We start from the raw sequence: 17,114 nt of genomic DNA, 5'->3' as shown, positions 1-17,114 counted from the left end.
TCGATGTGTGTTCTCTGTTTGACCCTCATGAATGAGTGTCAGTAACATCATACCTCATCTTTCTGAGAAAGGCTATAGTTTTATCCAAGCTCTCATTTGTATCGGTGCAGGGATTCCAGTCATTGTACCTGCTCTGTTTTTAAAGCGGTTTGCTCCTCTTGCGTAATGTGATAGCGATCGTCACTCTAATTGGCGCGGCTGGAATTTATGCGTTTGAGCGCGAACTTCCTAATCGATCGCCCTATGCGGTTATTTGACAGCAACGCTGCCTACATTTTTTGTGAGTCAGGATGTTGAGAGCGATCGATCAGAAATAGCAGCTACACAATCAATTCAAGCAGTGTCAACCGAAATTACTGCACTGCCAAGGTTCAATCCTGCTTGACGAAAAGGTTTAGACCTGTGAATTGCTAAGGAGCGCGAATTAAATAACTTACAATTTTAATTGTTATTGTGGGATGGGCGGGACGCCCATCCCACTTTCAAGAGTGGAAGTTATTTAATTCTCATTCCGAACCTTGGATTTGAGCATGAGGTCGATCGCTCTCGATGCGATACTAGAGAAACGATGATGTCTGTCCAATTATAGATCACCTTTTACTCTAAACTCTTCCAAGCGAGAGATGATTTTTGATTTTGGGAAATTTACTATAAAAATACTCTCTAGCCACTCACATAAAACTACTTAAAATAAGGGGAAAAACAAGCCTAATAAATTCATGATAGGGAATCAAAAAAAACTTAATCAGGATAAACCCTATATTGCACTGTTCAATAGTGCGGACTATTTTTCTAGGGCCCAATGGCTAATTCTCTATGACTTTGATCCCCGGTGGATAATTAAATCAATGTCATCTCCACTCCTGACTTGCATTTAATTAGACTTTTTTATGTTCCTTGCCCTCTAAAGCTTGTAGTATCGTTCCCAAAAAAGCCCGCACTATTGAATGTTAACCTGGTTCTATTTATTACATTGACACGAGAAACTCATGGAAAACACATTGTTCGATCGCACATTCCGCGACAGCGAAGGCCAAATTGTTATAGCTCAGATGCCAAATCTACCACTGAGTGTCGGGATTATAGCTAGTTTATTAACGCTCATTGTTACAACAGGAAAAGTTAATCTAGGATTGGAGCTAGTCGCCTTTGGCTCTTTGTTTACTTGGGCTTGGGAAGAATTATTTCAAGGCGTTAATTACTTTCGTAGAGCATTAGGTCTGATTGTGCTGGTTGGTCTAATTGCGGGGAAACTTCAATAATTAGGTAAGCATAAATCAAATCAAGAAGGTATATAAGCTGTCACGCATTTAAATTGCATATTCTGGGCGAGCGAGACGCCCAGCCCACCCCAAGGGGATTGTTTTGTGACATTCAGTTTAAATGCACAACAGCTTAGCACTGGGAGCATTTCAATGAAAGCAGCCCAGCTAGCTAGAAATTGGAGTTTTGACGCAGGAGTTTTGAGGCTCTCTTGCTGCGGGGAAAGAGGAAGAAGGAAGGATCCCGAATAAGTGTTTTTACAAATATGAGATGCTCCCTCCCGATCGGGCATGGTGATCAGTCTTCTGAAGATTGATGAAATGCGTGGCGAAAAGACAGAACAACCTTCTGGTTGATGTTGAAGCTAGTTGGCTTGAGGTTTCGGTTAAGATATTTTGTTTTAAGTCTCTGGGAGAGCAATTATGAAAGGTTTAAAGGGAAAAAACGCACTCATTACTGGAGCTAGTTCAGGCATTGGGCAGGCGATCGCCATTCGTCTCGCCCAAGAAGGTTGCAACATTGCCGTTAACTATCGCAAAAGCTTAGAAGAGGCAGAAGATACTGAAGAAATTGCTCTGCAAAAAGCCTGTGGACAAGCATCGGAATGCGGGGTTGAAACGCTATTAGTTCAGGGAGATGTCTCCAAAGAAGACGACATCCTTCGTATGGTGAATACTGTCATTGATAAATTTGGTAGTCTCGATATCCTGATTAATAATGCTGGGATTCAAACAGAAAGCGCATCCCATGAAGTGCCAACCGATGAATTCGATCGCGTGATTGCAGTCAATTTGCGAGGTGCATATCTCTGTGCGCGGGAAACCATTAAGCACCTATTGAGTCAGCAACGCCCTGGGGTGATTATCAATATTTCCAGTGTGCATGAAATCATTCCCCGCCCGATGTATATCAGCTATTCCATCAGCAAAGGTGGCATGGGTAATTTAACCAAAACCCTAGCGTTGGAATACGCAAACCGAGGCATCCGCGTCAATGCTATTGCGCCCGGTGCAACAATTACACCGATTAATGAAAGCTGGACTGACAATCCAGAACAAAAGGCAGTAGTGGAAAGCCATATCCCAATGGGACGGGCAGGCACATCGGAGGAAATGGCGGCATCTGTTGCCTTTCTCGCATCAGATGAAGCGGCTTACATTACGGGGCAAACGCTCTATATAGATGGTGGATTGACCCTCTATGCTGACTTTCGCGAATCTTGGTCTGCCTAAACTGACAATGAACCACTTGCTGAGTTGCGGAATGACTGTGAACTGCTGAAATTGAGGGATAGGTTTCATAAGAAATGATTCTTTGGGATAAAGTTAGGCTCGATCGCAGGGAGCCTAAATTGGCGTTAAATAGCGCCTTGATTATGAACCGCAGAGGGCGCAGAGGACACAAAGAGGGGAGAAGAGGATCAAGGAGAGATAAAACCCATATTTCGTATTACTTGTAACTAGATTCCACCAAGATGACAGGAATAGGACTGCTTTCTAAGACGGCTTGAGAAACTGAACCTACTAGCACTTGTCCCCAAGGTTGATGCCCTCGTTTCCCGATCGCAATATATGCCACTTGCCGAGCTTGCGCCACGCGGATAATCTCCTCTGGAACTGTACCAGAAAGACTCAGGAACTCATAGCGAATATCTGATAATATTCGTTGTGCTTGTTTTTGTAATTGTAAGTTTGTGCTTTGAGATCCCACATTGTCTACATACAAAACAATCACATCCCCATCACTGCGCCGAGCTAAGTCTGCAGCTTTAGTTAAAATATCTGTTGTTAGGGGGGAAGCGTCTACTGCGGCGAGAAAAACTGGACGACCGGAAATAGCTACTTTGGTAGGGTCAACTTCGCCTTTTTCTAATAGTTTGGGGGCAAAAGTCGGAATTGCCCAAGCACCCAAGGGAGCTGTTACTAAAATTGAGAGGGCTGCGATCGCCAAAATCGTCTCGCCACCAGCAATGCCCTGAGCTAGGGGAATCGCCCCAATCGCCGCCTGTACCGTTGCCTTAGCGGAATTTCCTGCTAGCAAAAACAGCCGTTCTTTCCCAGTCCAATTACTACCTAAAGTGGAAAGATACCAACCGAGCGATCGCCCAATCAGAGTCCCGATCGCCAACACCAACAAACCAACCAGCAAAGTATTGCCTAATACATTAAGTTGAATACTGGCTCCCAGCAGCACAAACAAAATAATTTCGGCGATCGTCCACAAATTGTCAAAGCCACCCCGTAATCTTCGTGCTAAAGGCGCATCCAACTCAATCAGGAAAAACCCCGCCGCCATGACAGCTAAATAGCCAGAGAAAACCGGAATATGTTCGGCTGATACTACCAGCCCTAGGGCAAAGCCAGCAGCCACTAGGGAGTCCTGAACCGCAGTTTGAGTCCAGTTTTGCTTGACTAATAGTGACACCAAAAGTCGAGCAGCCACCCATCCCAACAGCACCCCCAAGGTAATTTGGATGATGATTTGAAATGGCAGCAATTGCAGAGGGCTGAGGGTGATTCCTCCCAGTAAGGTAATGGCTGTAGCTTTCCCTTGGGACAGAAACGCTAGCAGTAGGCTAAACACCAGCAAAAGCAATACATCTGACAAGGCACTTCCAGTCAGAATCGCATCGGGAATTCCTTTTTTTACTCCCCAACCTAAACTTTTTAACCGCAACATTCCGGGAACAATTACTGCTGGAGATTCCGCGCCAATGATGCAGCCTAGCAGTAGCCCCGTCAAAAACTCAAACTGAAGTAGCCACATCGCAGCGACAGCTATGGCGATAGCCTCGCAAGCTGCAGGGAGAAAGCCTAATCGCAGCGCCACGGTTCCCTGTTGAGATAGCTTTTCGCGATCGAGTCCTAACCCCGCTTTCATCAAAATCACCATCACAGCAATGGTGCGAAGGGAATTCGCAGCGGCCAAAACCTCTGGGCTAATGACATTCCCCAGTTGCGGGCCTAATAAAATGCCCACCAGCACCATACCTACGAGTGCTGGAGCTTTCAGTCGTCGAGCAATCTGCCCGACAAAAAAGCCCATTAATAAAATCCAGATAATACTTTCTAACATCACGCCACCTTGAAGCTGAATCGATGAACGTGACTTGTAGGGGAAAGATCGATCGAGGCATCCGCACCATCCTACCCTTCCGCCACAAGTCGGAACAGTAGGAGCCATCAGCCTTTTAAACGTTATGAAGATTATTAATAACGCAGGGCGGTTTCGGCGAGCTCCATCGCCATCATTACTTTTATACCACTATTGAAGCTCATCTTCCCTTTCCGTGCCCCTTCCCTAACGCTATTTAAGGGAGGATTTTTCCCGTATAATTTCATTGATTCTCCAATATTGATGAATTTAGGGTGCTCTGGGTTGCACCTAACCCATATTACTTCTGAACGTAGCAATGCTGCTCTTACCCCAAATGCTACAACAATAATAAGTTGTGAACTTCTGTTGCTTTTTTTGCTTTTTTTACTTTGCGTGTTCAGTGTTCTTTGCGGTATATAAAAAATACTCATGTTGAAACTTTACGAATATTCTCCTTCTGGGAATTGCTACAAAATCCGCTTGCTTTTAACTCAGCTTAATATTCCCTTCGAGCGACTAGAAATTGATATTATAAAACGAGAAAGTCGAACCCCTGAATTTTTGATAAAAAATCCTAACGGGCGTATTCCTGTGTTAGAAATAGAACCGGATATTTTTCTGTTTGAATCGAATGCGATTATGTTTTACTTGAGCGAAACAACGGAGTTTTTCCCCACTGATAAATTTGAACGCGCTCAAGTCATGCAGTGGTTATTTTTTGAACAGTACAGCCACGAACCTTTTATTGCTACTTCTCGTTTTTGGTATATCACCGGAAAAGCTGAGGAATATCGAGAAGCACTCAAACAAAAACAAGCACCGGGCTATGCTGCTTTGGGGGTGATGGAACAGCATTTAGCAAACCATGCTTTTTTTGTTGGCGATCGCTATACTATTGCTGACATCGGTTTATTTGCTTACACTCACGTTGCGGGCGAGGGCGGATTTGATTTAACTAGATTTCCGGCAATTCAAACTTGGATCGAGCGAGTAAAAAATCAACCTCGATATATTAGTATCGCACATAAATAAAAGTTGTTCGTAGTAAGTACGAAGAATCTTAAGCTGTCACGCATTTAAATTGTATATTCAGGGCCGGCGGGACGCCCACCCCACAAGACTTGGATTTTTTTTGACCGACAATTTAAAGACAGAACAGCTTAATTGACTAAAAGCATCAACTGAGGACTGAATTCCTTACTGCAAACTTATTATGTCCGATGGTCAGTTACGAATCGCTATATTTTGCCCAATCTCGCTCGATCGCCTCGCAGCGTCTGCCACCTTCAAAGCGTACAAACTACTGGCATTATCCACGTACAAAGGCGTACCTTTTGACAAATATTCCAACACCATATCGGTGTCTTTGGCAAACAAACCGCGCCGCGTTCCTACTTTGATGTTGCGCCGATTTTCTCCCTGAATTAATTGACCGGATTCAGGATTAAAAACCAGCGTTCCTCCTTCTCCGTAGATGGTGAAAATGTTTTCAGACTGCCAAAAAGTCTCTCCTTTTCCATAAACAGCTTCAGCGACAAGGCCATTGGCAAAGCGCAACTGTGCGTTGCACAAACAAGCTTTGTAGAAATCCGGCTGACTGTCCCAAAATTGAGCTTGACAGTTAACCGTTGCCACTTCCCCGAACAAATCAGTAAATCGGTGCAGTCGCGAAATTGCACCAACTAACGGAAAGCCAAAGAGGGAATGTTGATAAGTCCACCGCTGCGGCGCTGGATGTTGAGGACTCATAGTAATGTAGCGGGCGTAAAAAACTTTACCGATTAAGGGCAAAGACTCTTTGATTGCTTGGTGCAAACCGCCTAACAGTTCGATGTGTTCGATGTGGAGGAGTTTTTGCTTTTGGGCGGCAAGTTCGATCGCCCTTTCTGCTTCAGATACGTCTAAAGATAGAGGATATTCCACCACAACGTGCTTGTTATTTTCTAGGGCCGCCAGGACGATCGCCCCGTGATCACGGTTCACCGTACAGACAATTACCAAATCTAAATCGTCTCTTTCTACTAGCTTGCGCCAGGAAACCGCAGCTTCTGCCCCGAACCCTTGACAAAATGCTGCGGTTTTATCCGGGGAGTGGCCCGCAACTGCTACCAAGTTCGATCGCCCATCAGCTTGAATTGTCTCGGCCCTCAACTTAGCGGCAAAACCCGTACCCACAATCCCCACGCGAATTGGAGAATTAACCGAAAAACCAAAGCGAGTATCAATATTAGTCATGGGATTTGAGATTTAAGATTTTAGATAGTTACAGACTTGGGGTGCAGGGCTTTAGGGTTCTATCGCCCCGATTTTAAGCTGTGGTTGTGGTGCGATTTATTCGATCGAGCTTTCAACACCCAAGTCTTGATGCGATCTAACTATACATTTCAACGCCGGCAGGGACTTGCCTTGCAGCCAGTCTTGCTGAAACTCGATCGACACACCGCATACCAACAACCCGGTTTTTGTGCTGTAGGGCTCAAAACAGGATTTTTCCTAGAAACCGGATTATTTAGCGCAAGTCTTGCGGCAACAGTATCACAAGGCTGAATCCAAGATAGGTATAAGTAATAAAGATGAAATTAGAAAAAGTTATAACTAATCCCATTCAAATTTTTTGTAAATAAGTGTTGCAACCTTGCTTCTTTCCCCTACTATCATAGAGGGAACGAACCTAAGACCTAACCTCAAAGCTAATAGAGCCTTGAAGGTTGCATTAGGAAAAATTATCAATCTTGTTGAATTTTTGAGAGGATTTAGTGCATGGCAACTTACAAAGTTACCCTCATCAGCGAAGCCGAAGGAATTAACCAGACCATTGACGTTGATGACGATACTTACATTCTTGATGCTGCTGAAGAAGCAGGACTCGACCTCCCCTACTCTTGCCGCGCTGGAGCTTGCTCCACCTGCGCCGGCAAAATCACCAAAGGCGAAATTGACCAATCCGACCAATCTTTCTTGGACGATGACCAAATCGAGGCCGGATTTGTCCTCACCTGCGTCGCCTATCCCAAGTCTGACTGTACGATCGAAACTCACCAAGAAGAATCGCTCTACTAAGAAAGGACGCTCTGCGTGATACCCTAAGAAACCCGGTTTCTGGTTTCCCAAATTAAGCTGAAATAGCGCAATTACTTTATGAAACCGGGTTTCTGTGTCTAACACTGCAACAAAGCCGCCAGCAGTCTGTCACTCCCAGCTAGGACTTCCTAGCGGTTTGAGCAGATAGCTGACCAAATAATTTTAGATTTTAGATGGGCGATTTTAGATTAACTGTGAAACCAGTCTAGAATCCAAAGTCTAAAATCTAAAAGTTTTACGGCTGATATTTAGTCCGCAAAGGCGGGCTTTGTTTGTGTAGTGGCGATGATTTAAATCGCCGAGTTTTAGGCAGAGTGCGATCGACTATTCGCGCCAAAATGTAATCGCATCGCTGAGTGGTACAACTTGAGCGCCGGGAAAATAAAAGCTGAGAATTTGAGATCCATTCCAGCCCAAATTAGCCAAATTGTAAGAACCAGTCTGACTCATTCCCACCCCGTGTCCGAAGCCGCCTCCGACAAAAGCATAACCGTTGAGAGTTTTGTCGGGATTGTAAATTGGTTCTAGGTAAAAAAGCGTGCTAATCGGCGGGTAAAAAGCATTGCGAATCTCGTCTTTGTCGATATCGATAGGGCCCAAGTCAGTTTGAACCTTCATTTGCAAAACTCGACCTGCGGGCGACCTTTCTACCACTTCCACCTGAGTGACTGTTTTAAAATTAGCCAGCGGGTGCTGTTTCTTCTGAAGATACTGTTTGAGAAATCCACCAATCGCGGTCAAAGAAGCAGGTTCGCGCCACCGAAAAGTGTCTTCTTTTTCCTCATTAAACCCTTTTTGCAAACTGATAAAGCGGCGGAAATTGTTTTCGTCAGACAAACTCTGCTTGGACAAATCCCAAACATTATTAGGCGAATCGACGATCGATCGCAAATATGGACGTTCCGCGCCCTGCCACACATCGTTAAAAGAGGCTGTCACGCCGCCGCTAGACGCGGAATAGAGCGCGTCTACTAGCTGATTTTCGTAAGTTAGCACCAAACCGCTCGTTTGGGCGATCGCCTTATCACTTTGCGGGTAAACCTCGGTCAAACCCTTATAAACTTGACAGTTAACATCAGCGCACAACTCATAATTATCCACAGCAAACCGGCGCAAATTTCTCAGGGCGTAGGTTCTCGCTAAAATCGTTTGAGCGACAATCGCAGCGTAAGGCGAAAAAGCCCCAATTTCGTGAGGAACAACACCCCGCAAATAAGTTTCCGTCAGCACTTTATTCACCAAAGTATAAGTGCCGTAAGCATTTTTTTGCAGGTGCAAACTGCCGCCATAACGGTGAGTTTCTTGAATTGCTTTTTCTGGTTCAGTAGCTGTCGCCTCTTGGGTGGTTTGTTGCAATACCTCGATCGCATTTTTCCCGGCCGTCACATCCAACTCATTGCGGTTGAAACGAAAGCCGTTTAAAACCCAAAATGCCTGGGGTATTTGTTTAAAAACTTTGGAATCCAAAAAAGCTGTTGTGTTCCCTTGAGCTTGCAAACTTTGCAACAGCCAGCGCCGCACCAAAGGAGAGTTGTAAGTATCTCTTTTCGCCCAAACTTGCCAGCGAAAAGGTTGAGCAATTTCTACATCAATTCCCTGGGCGCGCCACTGATTGGCGCTATCTTCGGCACTCTCGAAACTGCGGTGGGAACTCAGAACAACTCGTTCTTCTACTAAGGGCGATTCCAGCGGTTTGGGGGCTATTTCTAACTTGACGCTAGCAGCAGTTTTGGTTTCTATGCCTTGAGGAGTTTTGTAACTCAATGTTAAGCTGTCGCCCGGTAATGCTTTCAGCGTCAGTTTGTCGGTTGCTTTGGTGCCAAACCGCTGCACTACGCCGATTTTGATGGGTCTATTTTGGGGAGTTTGGGCGTATCCCGCAGCGCTGAAAATGGGCAACAGGCACAATGCGGTGAAAACAGTCCTAGATATGCAGCTAAACCATTTGTAATTGGGAGTTGGAGGTGCTTGAGCGAACACGGTTATCTGTCTCGCGATAGTTGAAATTGGGGGATTTTTGATTGTACGTTAGCACATTTGGCGGCTGGTATAGGGGAATTGCGGAAGATAGGCCAATAAGGTTGGGCTAGCTAAGCGTGTCATTGCGAGCTCGCGAGCGTTGCAATCGCCGAGACTATAGATGCAGACGGCGGTTGAAACCGCGTCTACAAAAACTGGGTACCGATTGTTTGTAGGGTGTGCACTGTGCACCGGTTGACCAAATTTCAGCGTTTTGACTTTGAATCCAAGCTCCCCCAAATAATTTTCCTTGTTTGAAGTCGTAGTACGAAGGTATTGAGCGACCAAAAAACGAAAAACAACCCTGTGCTTGACAAGGCTACACAGTAATTTTATATTCAACATAGAGAAGTCGTCAAAATATCTCGTGAAACACCAAGCTATCAAAGTTAGAATCTATCCAACGCACAGCCAAGAACAAAACTTGGCTCAAGCGTTTGGTTGTTCGCGTTGGTGGTGGAATTTTGCCCTAAATAAGTCGATCGAGACTTACAAAGAAACAGGTAAAGGAATAGGACAAGTAGCGCTAAATGCCATATTGCCCAAACTCAAGAAACAAGAAGAAACATCTTGGTTGGCTGATTGCTACAGTCAGGTATTGCAGGCTACTACTCTCAAATTAGTTACAGCTTATAAAAATTTCTTTGAGGGTAGAAGCCGATTTCCAAGATTCAAGTCCAAGAAAAGTAAGCAATCTATTCAATACCCTCAAAACGTCAAAATATTAGCCAATAACACTATTAAGATTCCTGGTGAAGTCGGGGAAGTGAGAGCTAAGATTCATCGACAGATTGATGGAAAAGTGAAAACCGTTACCGTGAGCAAAACACCTGCTGGAAAATATTTTGCCTCGCTATTAGTTGAGGCAGAGGGAGAAAAGCCACGGATCTCAACTGAGGGCAATGTAATAGGTATTGACTTAGGCGTTAAGGACTTTGCAGTAACTCACGATGGAGAGAAAGGATCTAAATATAGCAATCCCAAACATTTAGCTGTGCATGAAAAAAATCTCAAGAGGAAACAGAAAAAATTAGCCAGAAAAGAAGATGGTAGTAACTCAAGGTTCAAAGCAAAAAAAATAGCCGCTAGGGTATACGAGCGAGTATCAAACGCACGTCAAGATTTTCTACACAAGCTTTCGCATAAGCTAGTCAACGAAAACCAAGTTGTCGTAGTAGAGAATCTTAATGTCAAAGGCATGGTGCGAAATCATAGCTTAGCTAAAGCAATATCTGATTGTGGATGGGGAATATTCACTAATTTTCTAGCCTATAAATTAGAACGTAAGGGTGGAAAGTTAGTAGAGATAAATAGATGGTTCCCTAGTTCCAAACTCTGTTCTAATTGTTTCTATCAAATAGATGAAATGCCGATCGATGTAAGGGACTGGACTTGTCCCCATTGTGGCACTCATCACGATCGAGATGGAAACGCTGCTGCAAATATTAGAACAGAAGGAATCAGAATGCTACAGACGGATGGAACAGCCGTTTCTGCTGTAGGAGGGGAAGTAAGACCTCATAGCGGGCGTCAGTCTGTTTTGAGGCATTCGCCTGTGAGTACAGAAGCCCCCATCAAGCCGCTTGCGGTTAGTGGCGGGTAGTTCACATTCTTGTATCAGCTTGTGTGTTAGATCGCTTTATTTGATTATTTCCCAACTCAAGCAGTCTCAAAGCATCACTTGCATATCGCTCTAATTTTATCAATTTCTATGCTTGGTTTAGTTGTGATTACGCTACTCCCCTTATAATGGTATCGACCACTCTAATGCTAAACAGAATTATATTAATAATAATAAGAAAAATAGCCAGAATTTTGAGATTTCTCTTTTCTATTGCTAACAACTCTTCTAAATTCTCTTGGTTTTTGTCTAATTCCTCTTGTTTTTTGAAATTTCTATTTCCTATGGCTAATAACTCTTCTAATTGCTCTTGTTGTTGGTCGCAATCTTTTAGGATTTCTGTTGCCCTCTGGTTTAAAGCTTTAACCTGCTCAATTTTTTCCCTTATTTCTGGTAATTTAACATTTCCCCATTGGCGAACAAAAGGCACTAAATAATCGTGAACAAGTTGGTAGCGTTTCGGAGTTCCCGGCACTTCTAATACCAATCCTGATTTAACTATCATCCCTAAAACTAACTCTAATTCTACTAACTCTATTCGTAAATTTGCTGCTAATTCAGCAAAATTTTTCTGAGGACGAGTTTCCTTTTCATCCGTCAGTAAATACAAGACCACTTTGGCAATATCTTTATTCTCCTTACCACAATCTGCGATAACTTCATCTAAAAACTCCTTAACCAGTTTGAGCTTAGCCTGACTGCCAAGTTGCTGATATTCACCCAGTTGAGTAATCTGCCGTTTTTCCAATTGCGTCCCCACAATTTGCAACTCAATCGGCCGTACTTCTCCCATTTCACCTGCTAAATCTTCTACCAGCGCGTTTACCAAATCATCGTCCAAGTAAAATTGAGATCCTTTTGTTAATGTTTGAACAATAGCTTTCGCATCTGAAATCGAGAAATTTCCCAAGTAATAGCAGATTTTTTTCGTGAGAATGTCGTTATCAATAATTGATAAATTGGTGGCGCGATTGAACTCTAACAAGTAGAAAAGATAATCTTCCCGCAGCGACAGGATAATTTTGAGATCGCTAATCTGATTTAAACATTCAGCTAGAAAATTATATAATTCTTGCCTACCAATTGGATCTCGATAAGCAAAGAAAAATTCCTCAAACTGGTCAAAGATTAATACAGTTAATAAATTACGGTCTTGATTCAGTCGCAACTGTTTTAAAATAGCTGTTGGGGTGTCGATCGCCCCTGACAAATGCACAGCTTTTAATTGTTCAATTCCTGCTTTCAAACACTCACCGCAATCCCTCGCCCAATCATGATATGATTGCAATAAAATAGGCAATATGTCCCGCGCTTCAAAAGTTGTCAGTTGCAGTGCCGGAACTAACCATGCCTGAATTATCGAACTTTTTCCTACCCCAGATTGTCCGTGAACGATCGTCAGCTTGCAAGCAGGTGTACGTATCCGTTTACTTATCTCTTTAATATCGCGCGATCGCCCGGAAGCTGCTTCAATTTCCTCAACAATTTCAGCTTTTGACTTACCGGATTGTAAACCGATGTCAATTATTTGTTGCGGCGACTGCAAGCGGCTGGCACCGATAAAAGCTTGCAATCCATATTTGCTTTTAACTGCTTGTTGTTCGAGTTTGATATCAAATGCTTTTAAATATTCGCCTTGCTCAAAATAGAGAGTTCTCAACTCTTCTAAAATCCTCAGATAAAGCTGCACATCATCTTGAGGCTGGGTAATTACTTTCGCTTGTGTTAAAGTTTCTATAATCTCAAGAGGGGAAAATACTGACTGACTCCCCCCCTTAGCAAGGGCAGGCTGGGGGGGGTTAACTGTCGAACAGGGGATAAGATTTCGCTGTCCTTTTGCCAAAAGTAGCAGATACAAACCAGTCTCTTTTTTATTTATTCCTGCTTGTTCCAAAACCGACAATGCTAATTTAGCCGATTCGCAAGCTTTTTCCCACTGAGATTGTTGCAGCGCCACCTCAGCCAAAAAGCCGTAATCTTCAGTTACTTGGCTCACAGTGCCGTAATTTACGTGAATTTTTAATGCTTTTTTAGCTAAATTTTCCAACTCTTCCCAAGCTTGTAAAAGTCGCAGCACTTCGCAGAGTTGGCTAATACATTTCGCAGCTAAATCATGTCGCTGCACTTGCTCAAAAATTTCCAGAGATTGCTGTAAATACTTTCTAGCTTCTTGCCAATAACCTTGATTTCCTGCCCGGTGCAATTCAGCTTTGCGGTTGTAAGCTTGAGCAATTTTCTGGCAGACAATTCCTTGTCTTTCTAACGGGTGATTTTGCTGCCAAAATGTCAAATTTTGCTGATAATGTTCGAGTGCTAAATCTATTTGATTTTTCTTAACTTCAACTAAACCGCGAATAAATTGCCAACTAGCTTGCAATTCCGGGCCTAATTCTGCATTTAGCAGGTCATTCTCCAATAACTCAATTTCACAGTCATCTAACTTGAAATTCTCAACATCAGCAAAAGCCTGGTCTGCTTTTTGTCGCAAAAAAATCCTCAAATCATCGGGCGACATCGTAAACTGAATTGGAGGAGGAGCCCAAGACTTCAAATCATTCGCCGATCGACTAAATTTAGACAGTACGGAATCCGTAACCCATAATATCAAAGGAAAAGCAAAATCTTGCTTGAATTGATCTCGCGCTCTATTAGCCCCCGCTAGCAGGTCATCAAGAGCAACCACCGATTCCATACCGACAATTATTAAAGCTTTCGGCGGTTGCTCTTGGACGGCATTGAGAATAGTTTGATAAAGTGTTTTGGTAGCAGGTTCGAGGGCTAATTCTTGATATTCAACAGTTGAGTGATCGCGCAGCTTTTGCAGCATTGCAAAACGCAAGCTAGCATAATTGCAGCGCACTAGAGTTAAAGAAAACTTTCCTTGAAAGCGGGCGATCGTCCGTACCAAAGTAGAGAGCGATCGCTCATTTTCTGTTGCAATATCTTCGGCTAGATTTGAGTTTACCATAATCTCAATAATTTTGCTGCTGCCACAGCTTAAATTTGTCAGTTTCCATCAACAGCGGATTCAACGCAAACCAATTTCCTTGAGGGTCTACATATTCAAAAACCCACAAGTTTCGCAGCAAATCTTGGTATTCTTTATCTCCATTAATGCTTTGTTCTTTTACCACCTTAAACAGTAATTCCCACTCATCATTATCAATGCCATTCCTCAGAGTGTCGCGGGAACTGCGAATGACGGATTTCAACACATTTTGCAAAATTGGAGGGTCATCTTGCTGCAAGCAACCAAACAGCATCCCCATCAAGTTTCGCAGATGGCCTCCGCTGACTCGACACAATTCATCTAAAGTTTCAGGACGGTCAAAAACTTCGGTAATTAATGTGATATATTTCTCTGGCGACACATCAGGAAAAGCCCGCGACATCACCATGCGCCGCAGCAAATTCATCCCCTCAACACATTCGCTGCCGTCTCTATTCTTTACTGGTACCATCGGCAAAACTTTCGGGTCAACTCCGCCTCCCAAGCGATTTTTCAAAATTTCGCTTTCATTGCCAAAAATCAATCCCAGCGGCAGGGTATAAACTAAATGGCAATTCAGTTGCCGCAACTGATCGCCCCGGTCAATAAAGATATATTCTGGCAACAGTCGCCCCGCTGCATTGGGTCGAGAAACTATCCTGTCTAAGTTGTCAACTATCACCACCAATCCTTTTTTTCCCCGCTGCTTTAGCTGATTAATTGCTACATCAATAATTTCTTGATTAATCAGTTCTAACATTTTATTAGCTTGCGGTTCCATGTACTGTCTCAGTTTAGAGCGCAAGTCGGGATTACTTTTGATTTTAGCAGTAATTTTGGCGATGCCTAAAGGCAGAGAAATTTCCAGATTTCCGTCTGTATTGCCCTTATATTTGCTACCAAAAAGTTCTCCTTCAGCTTCTAAGGTCACAGGGGTTTGTAAAAAATCCCAACTATTTTTTAAGAATTCTTTAAAACGCTGGGGCTGCAAGGAAATTTTGCCCTCTTCCAAGCTTTGGGTGACTCGCCGCGCGATCGCTAACATGATATCCGTCAAATCGAGATCCATTTCATCGAGGTCTTGTGTTGACTCGAAGTAAACTACATGAAACCCCTCATCAGTCAACTCTTTTTCCAATCGCGATAATTCAGTAGACTTGCCGCAACCAATATGTCCGGTAAACAATTGGCAAGTCGGTTTATCTCGTGCCAGACGGGTAATTGTCCGTTTGAGTATGTTAATAACTTTTCCGCCGCGCACCTCAGCAAAATCAATGTAGTAGCGCTGATCTTCGGCATTGCCCAATATCAGGGAGTGACTGGGGTTGCAGGCGTCGCAGAATCGATCGAAATCTAGGTTCATAAAATTTTCTAAATTAGTTTTTGTAGTTATTGTAGGGTGGGTCAGGGCTGAATGTTATTACCAGAGACAAAACAATTTTCCGGGTAAGCACCCTACGGTTAGTTAGCTGACCACCCATACGTCGAAGACTATTAGTGTGAACCTGGATGCTGTTTCCAATATTGGTAGGCGGCATAGGCCAAGGTGACAGCGCCGGTCACAATGGCTGCTTCATCGACCTCAAATTGCGGGTGATGGAGGGGATAGTTCGGTTTGTCAGTCAGTCCCACTCCTAAGCGAAACATGGTTCCCGGTGCGTGTTCTAAGTACATCGAAAAATCTTCCGCGCCGAGGGATGGTTCTGGTAAAATCTGGACGCGCGATCGACCTAAAGCTTCTAAAGCCGCACTTTCGACTAATTGTGTGAGTTTTGGGTCGTTTTGGACTCCGGGCACGCCGCGCTTGTAGGTGAGTTCGTACTTAGCGCCGTAAGTCCCGCAAACGCTAGAAACAATTTGTTCGATCCAAGCCGGCAGTTTTTCGTGGGTTTCCGGATGCAGCGATCGCACAGTTCCCAATAATTTTACTCGATCGGCAATTACGTTCGGTGCTCGTCCGCCGTTAATTTGCCCGATCGTCAAAACCAGTGGCCTCAAAGGATTTTGCGTGCGGCTAATTGCCTGCTGCAAGGTGGTAATTATCTGAGAAGCAATCCAAATTGCGTCGATCGCCTCGTGGGGACGCGCACCGTGGCCGGATTCGCCCATCACAATCAATTCTAGGTCATCTGCCGCCGCCGTCAGAGCCCCGTGGCGGATACCGACGCAACCGCCGGGAATCGTCGGGAAAACGTGCACTCCAAGGATGCCGTCAACATCTTGCATCGCCCCATCTTTAATCATCCATTGAGCACCTTGGGCAATCTCTTCCGCCGGCTGAAACAAGAAGCGGACGTGACCGGCCAATTTTTCTTCGAGCTGAGACAATATCATTGCTGCGCCCAAACCGACGGTGGTGTGGATGTCGTGGCCGCAGGCGTGCATGACTCCTTCGTTGCGGGAGGCAAATTCTAAGTTTGTGCGTTCTTGAATCGGTAAAGCGTCCATATCGGTGCGAATTGCCAGCCACCGGGACTCGCTGCTGTGACCTTTGACTTCGCCTATCACTCCTGTTTTGCCGATTCCTTCGATGGCGCGGACTCCGCTGGATGCGAGAACTCCGGCTACGTAGGCGGCTGTTTGATATTCTTGGCCGCTGAGTTCGGGGTGGGAGTGGATGTGCCGGCGAATTTCTATTAAGCGGGGTGCTAGGTTGGCGGCTACTTCTTTGATGCGGGAAAGCATGAATTTAGTTGGGGAGTGCGGTACAAGTTGTAGTCAACTAGGGTAACGCATATGTTTGGGGGTGAACAGGGTTATAAGGGGCAAATGTGCGATCGGGCTTTTAGATGGCAATGCTATTTCGTTTGTGAATAAGATTTTTTTTTCTAACCGCAGAGGGCGCCGAGGACGCAGAGAAAAGAGAGAAAAGAGAGTTAGGTAGAAACCTGGAATAAACGTCTAGATTCTAGGTTCAAAGGCTGATTTTTAGTTGATAATATCATGTCCGGTCGAGCAACCGCGATTTTTGTAGATACTGTCTTGACCTGTCAAGGGGTAGCAGTCAAATAATTGGGGTCGAAAGGCTTTTGGGATTTTAAAATC

General features: G+C 44.2%; 12 protein-coding genes and 1 riboswitch. Of the genes, 6 read left to right on the top strand and 6 right to left on the bottom strand.

Annotation, left to right across the window (positions count from 1 at the left end; translation table 11 throughout):
- Window positions 1–989 precede the first annotated feature (989 nt).
- On the top strand, window positions 990–1,262 hold the full coding sequence (locus QUA24_RS25050) for a hypothetical protein (RefSeq protein ID WP_333152057.1): 273 nt from the start codon (window positions 990–992) through the stop codon (window positions 1,260–1,262).
- A gap of 423 nt (window positions 1,263–1,685) precedes the next feature.
- The gene (locus QUA24_RS25045; RefSeq protein WP_333232939.1) at window positions 1,686–2,495 is read left to right on the top strand and encodes an SDR family oxidoreductase; all 810 of its coding nucleotides are present in this window, start codon (window positions 1,686–1,688) and stop codon (window positions 2,493–2,495) included.
- Between the two features lie 217 nt (window positions 2,496–2,712).
- Here the strand turns inward: QUA24_RS25045 and QUA24_RS25040 are convergent, their stop codons facing one another.
- Entirely contained in the window at window positions 2,713–4,338 is a 1,626-nt protein-coding gene (locus tag QUA24_RS25040) for a cation:proton antiporter (protein ID WP_333232941.1), read from the bottom strand.
- Between the two features lie 91 nt (window positions 4,339–4,429).
- Window positions 4,430–4,518: riboswitch (Fluoride riboswitch) on the bottom strand.
- A 270-nt stretch (window positions 4,519–4,788) separates the two neighbouring features.
- On the opposite strand from QUA24_RS25040, the gene QUA24_RS25035 reads away from it, so the two are divergent.
- Window positions 4,789–5,391, top strand: coding sequence for a glutathione S-transferase family protein (locus QUA24_RS25035; protein WP_333232937.1), 603 nt, complete (start codon window positions 4,789–4,791; stop codon window positions 5,389–5,391).
- A 192-nt stretch (window positions 5,392–5,583) separates the two neighbouring features.
- Here QUA24_RS25035 and QUA24_RS25030 read toward each other — a convergent pair whose 3' ends face one another.
- Window positions 5,584–6,594 (bottom strand): Gfo/Idh/MocA family oxidoreductase, encoded by a 1,011-nt coding sequence (locus tag QUA24_RS25030; protein ID WP_333232935.1) that lies wholly within the window; start codon window positions 6,592–6,594, stop codon window positions 5,584–5,586.
- A gap of 129 nt (window positions 6,595–6,723) precedes the next feature.
- On the opposite strand from QUA24_RS25030, the gene QUA24_RS25025 reads away from it, so the two are divergent.
- On the top strand, window positions 6,724–6,906 hold the full coding sequence (locus QUA24_RS25025) for a hypothetical protein (RefSeq protein ID WP_333232933.1): 183 nt from the start codon (window positions 6,724–6,726) through the stop codon (window positions 6,904–6,906).
- A gap of 213 nt (window positions 6,907–7,119) precedes the next feature.
- On the top strand, window positions 7,120–7,419 hold the full coding sequence (locus QUA24_RS25020) for a ferredoxin (RefSeq protein ID WP_106149950.1): 300 nt from the start codon (window positions 7,120–7,122) through the stop codon (window positions 7,417–7,419).
- Between the two features lie 345 nt (window positions 7,420–7,764).
- On the opposite strand, the gene QUA24_RS25015 is transcribed toward QUA24_RS25020, so the two are convergent.
- The gene (locus QUA24_RS25015; RefSeq protein ID WP_333232930.1) at window positions 7,765–9,420 is read right to left on the bottom strand and encodes a SpoIID/LytB domain-containing protein; all 1,656 of its coding nucleotides are present in this window, start codon (window positions 9,418–9,420) and stop codon (window positions 7,765–7,767) included.
- A gap of 406 nt (window positions 9,421–9,826) precedes the next feature.
- On the opposite strand from QUA24_RS25015, the gene QUA24_RS25010 reads away from it, so the two are divergent.
- Complete coding sequence (locus QUA24_RS25010) at window positions 9,827–11,062, top strand: RNA-guided endonuclease TnpB family protein (RefSeq protein ID WP_333232929.1); 1,236 nt, start codon at window positions 9,827–9,829, stop codon at window positions 11,060–11,062.
- Between the two features lie 127 nt (window positions 11,063–11,189).
- Here QUA24_RS25010 and QUA24_RS25005 read toward each other — a convergent pair whose 3' ends face one another.
- The 3 genes from QUA24_RS25005 to QUA24_RS24995 form a co-directional block, all read right to left on the bottom strand.
- Window positions 11,190–14,048, bottom strand: coding sequence for an nSTAND1 domain-containing NTPase (locus QUA24_RS25005; RefSeq protein WP_333232927.1), 2,859 nt, complete (start codon window positions 14,046–14,048; stop codon window positions 11,190–11,192).
- Window positions 14,049–14,052: 4 nt separating this feature from the next.
- Window positions 14,053–15,432 carry a P-loop NTPase fold protein gene (locus tag QUA24_RS25000; RefSeq protein WP_333232925.1) on the bottom strand — a complete coding sequence of 460 codons (1,380 nt, stop codon included), beginning with the start codon at window positions 15,430–15,432 and terminating at the stop codon, window positions 14,053–14,055.
- A gap of 131 nt (window positions 15,433–15,563) precedes the next feature.
- A complete protein-coding gene (locus QUA24_RS24995) occupies window positions 15,564–16,754 on the bottom strand; it encodes a M20 family metallopeptidase (RefSeq protein WP_333232922.1) in 1,191 nt (396 codons plus the stop codon).
- Between the last annotated feature and the right edge of the window lie 360 nt (window positions 16,755–17,114).

This window comes from Microcoleus sp. Pol12B5 (genome assembly GCF_036701335.1).
Lineage (GTDB): Bacteria > Cyanobacteriota > Cyanobacteriia > Cyanobacteriales > Microcoleaceae > Microcoleus.
Note: the sequence above shows the minus strand (reverse complement) of the source record. Positions and strands in the feature narration are given on the sequence as shown.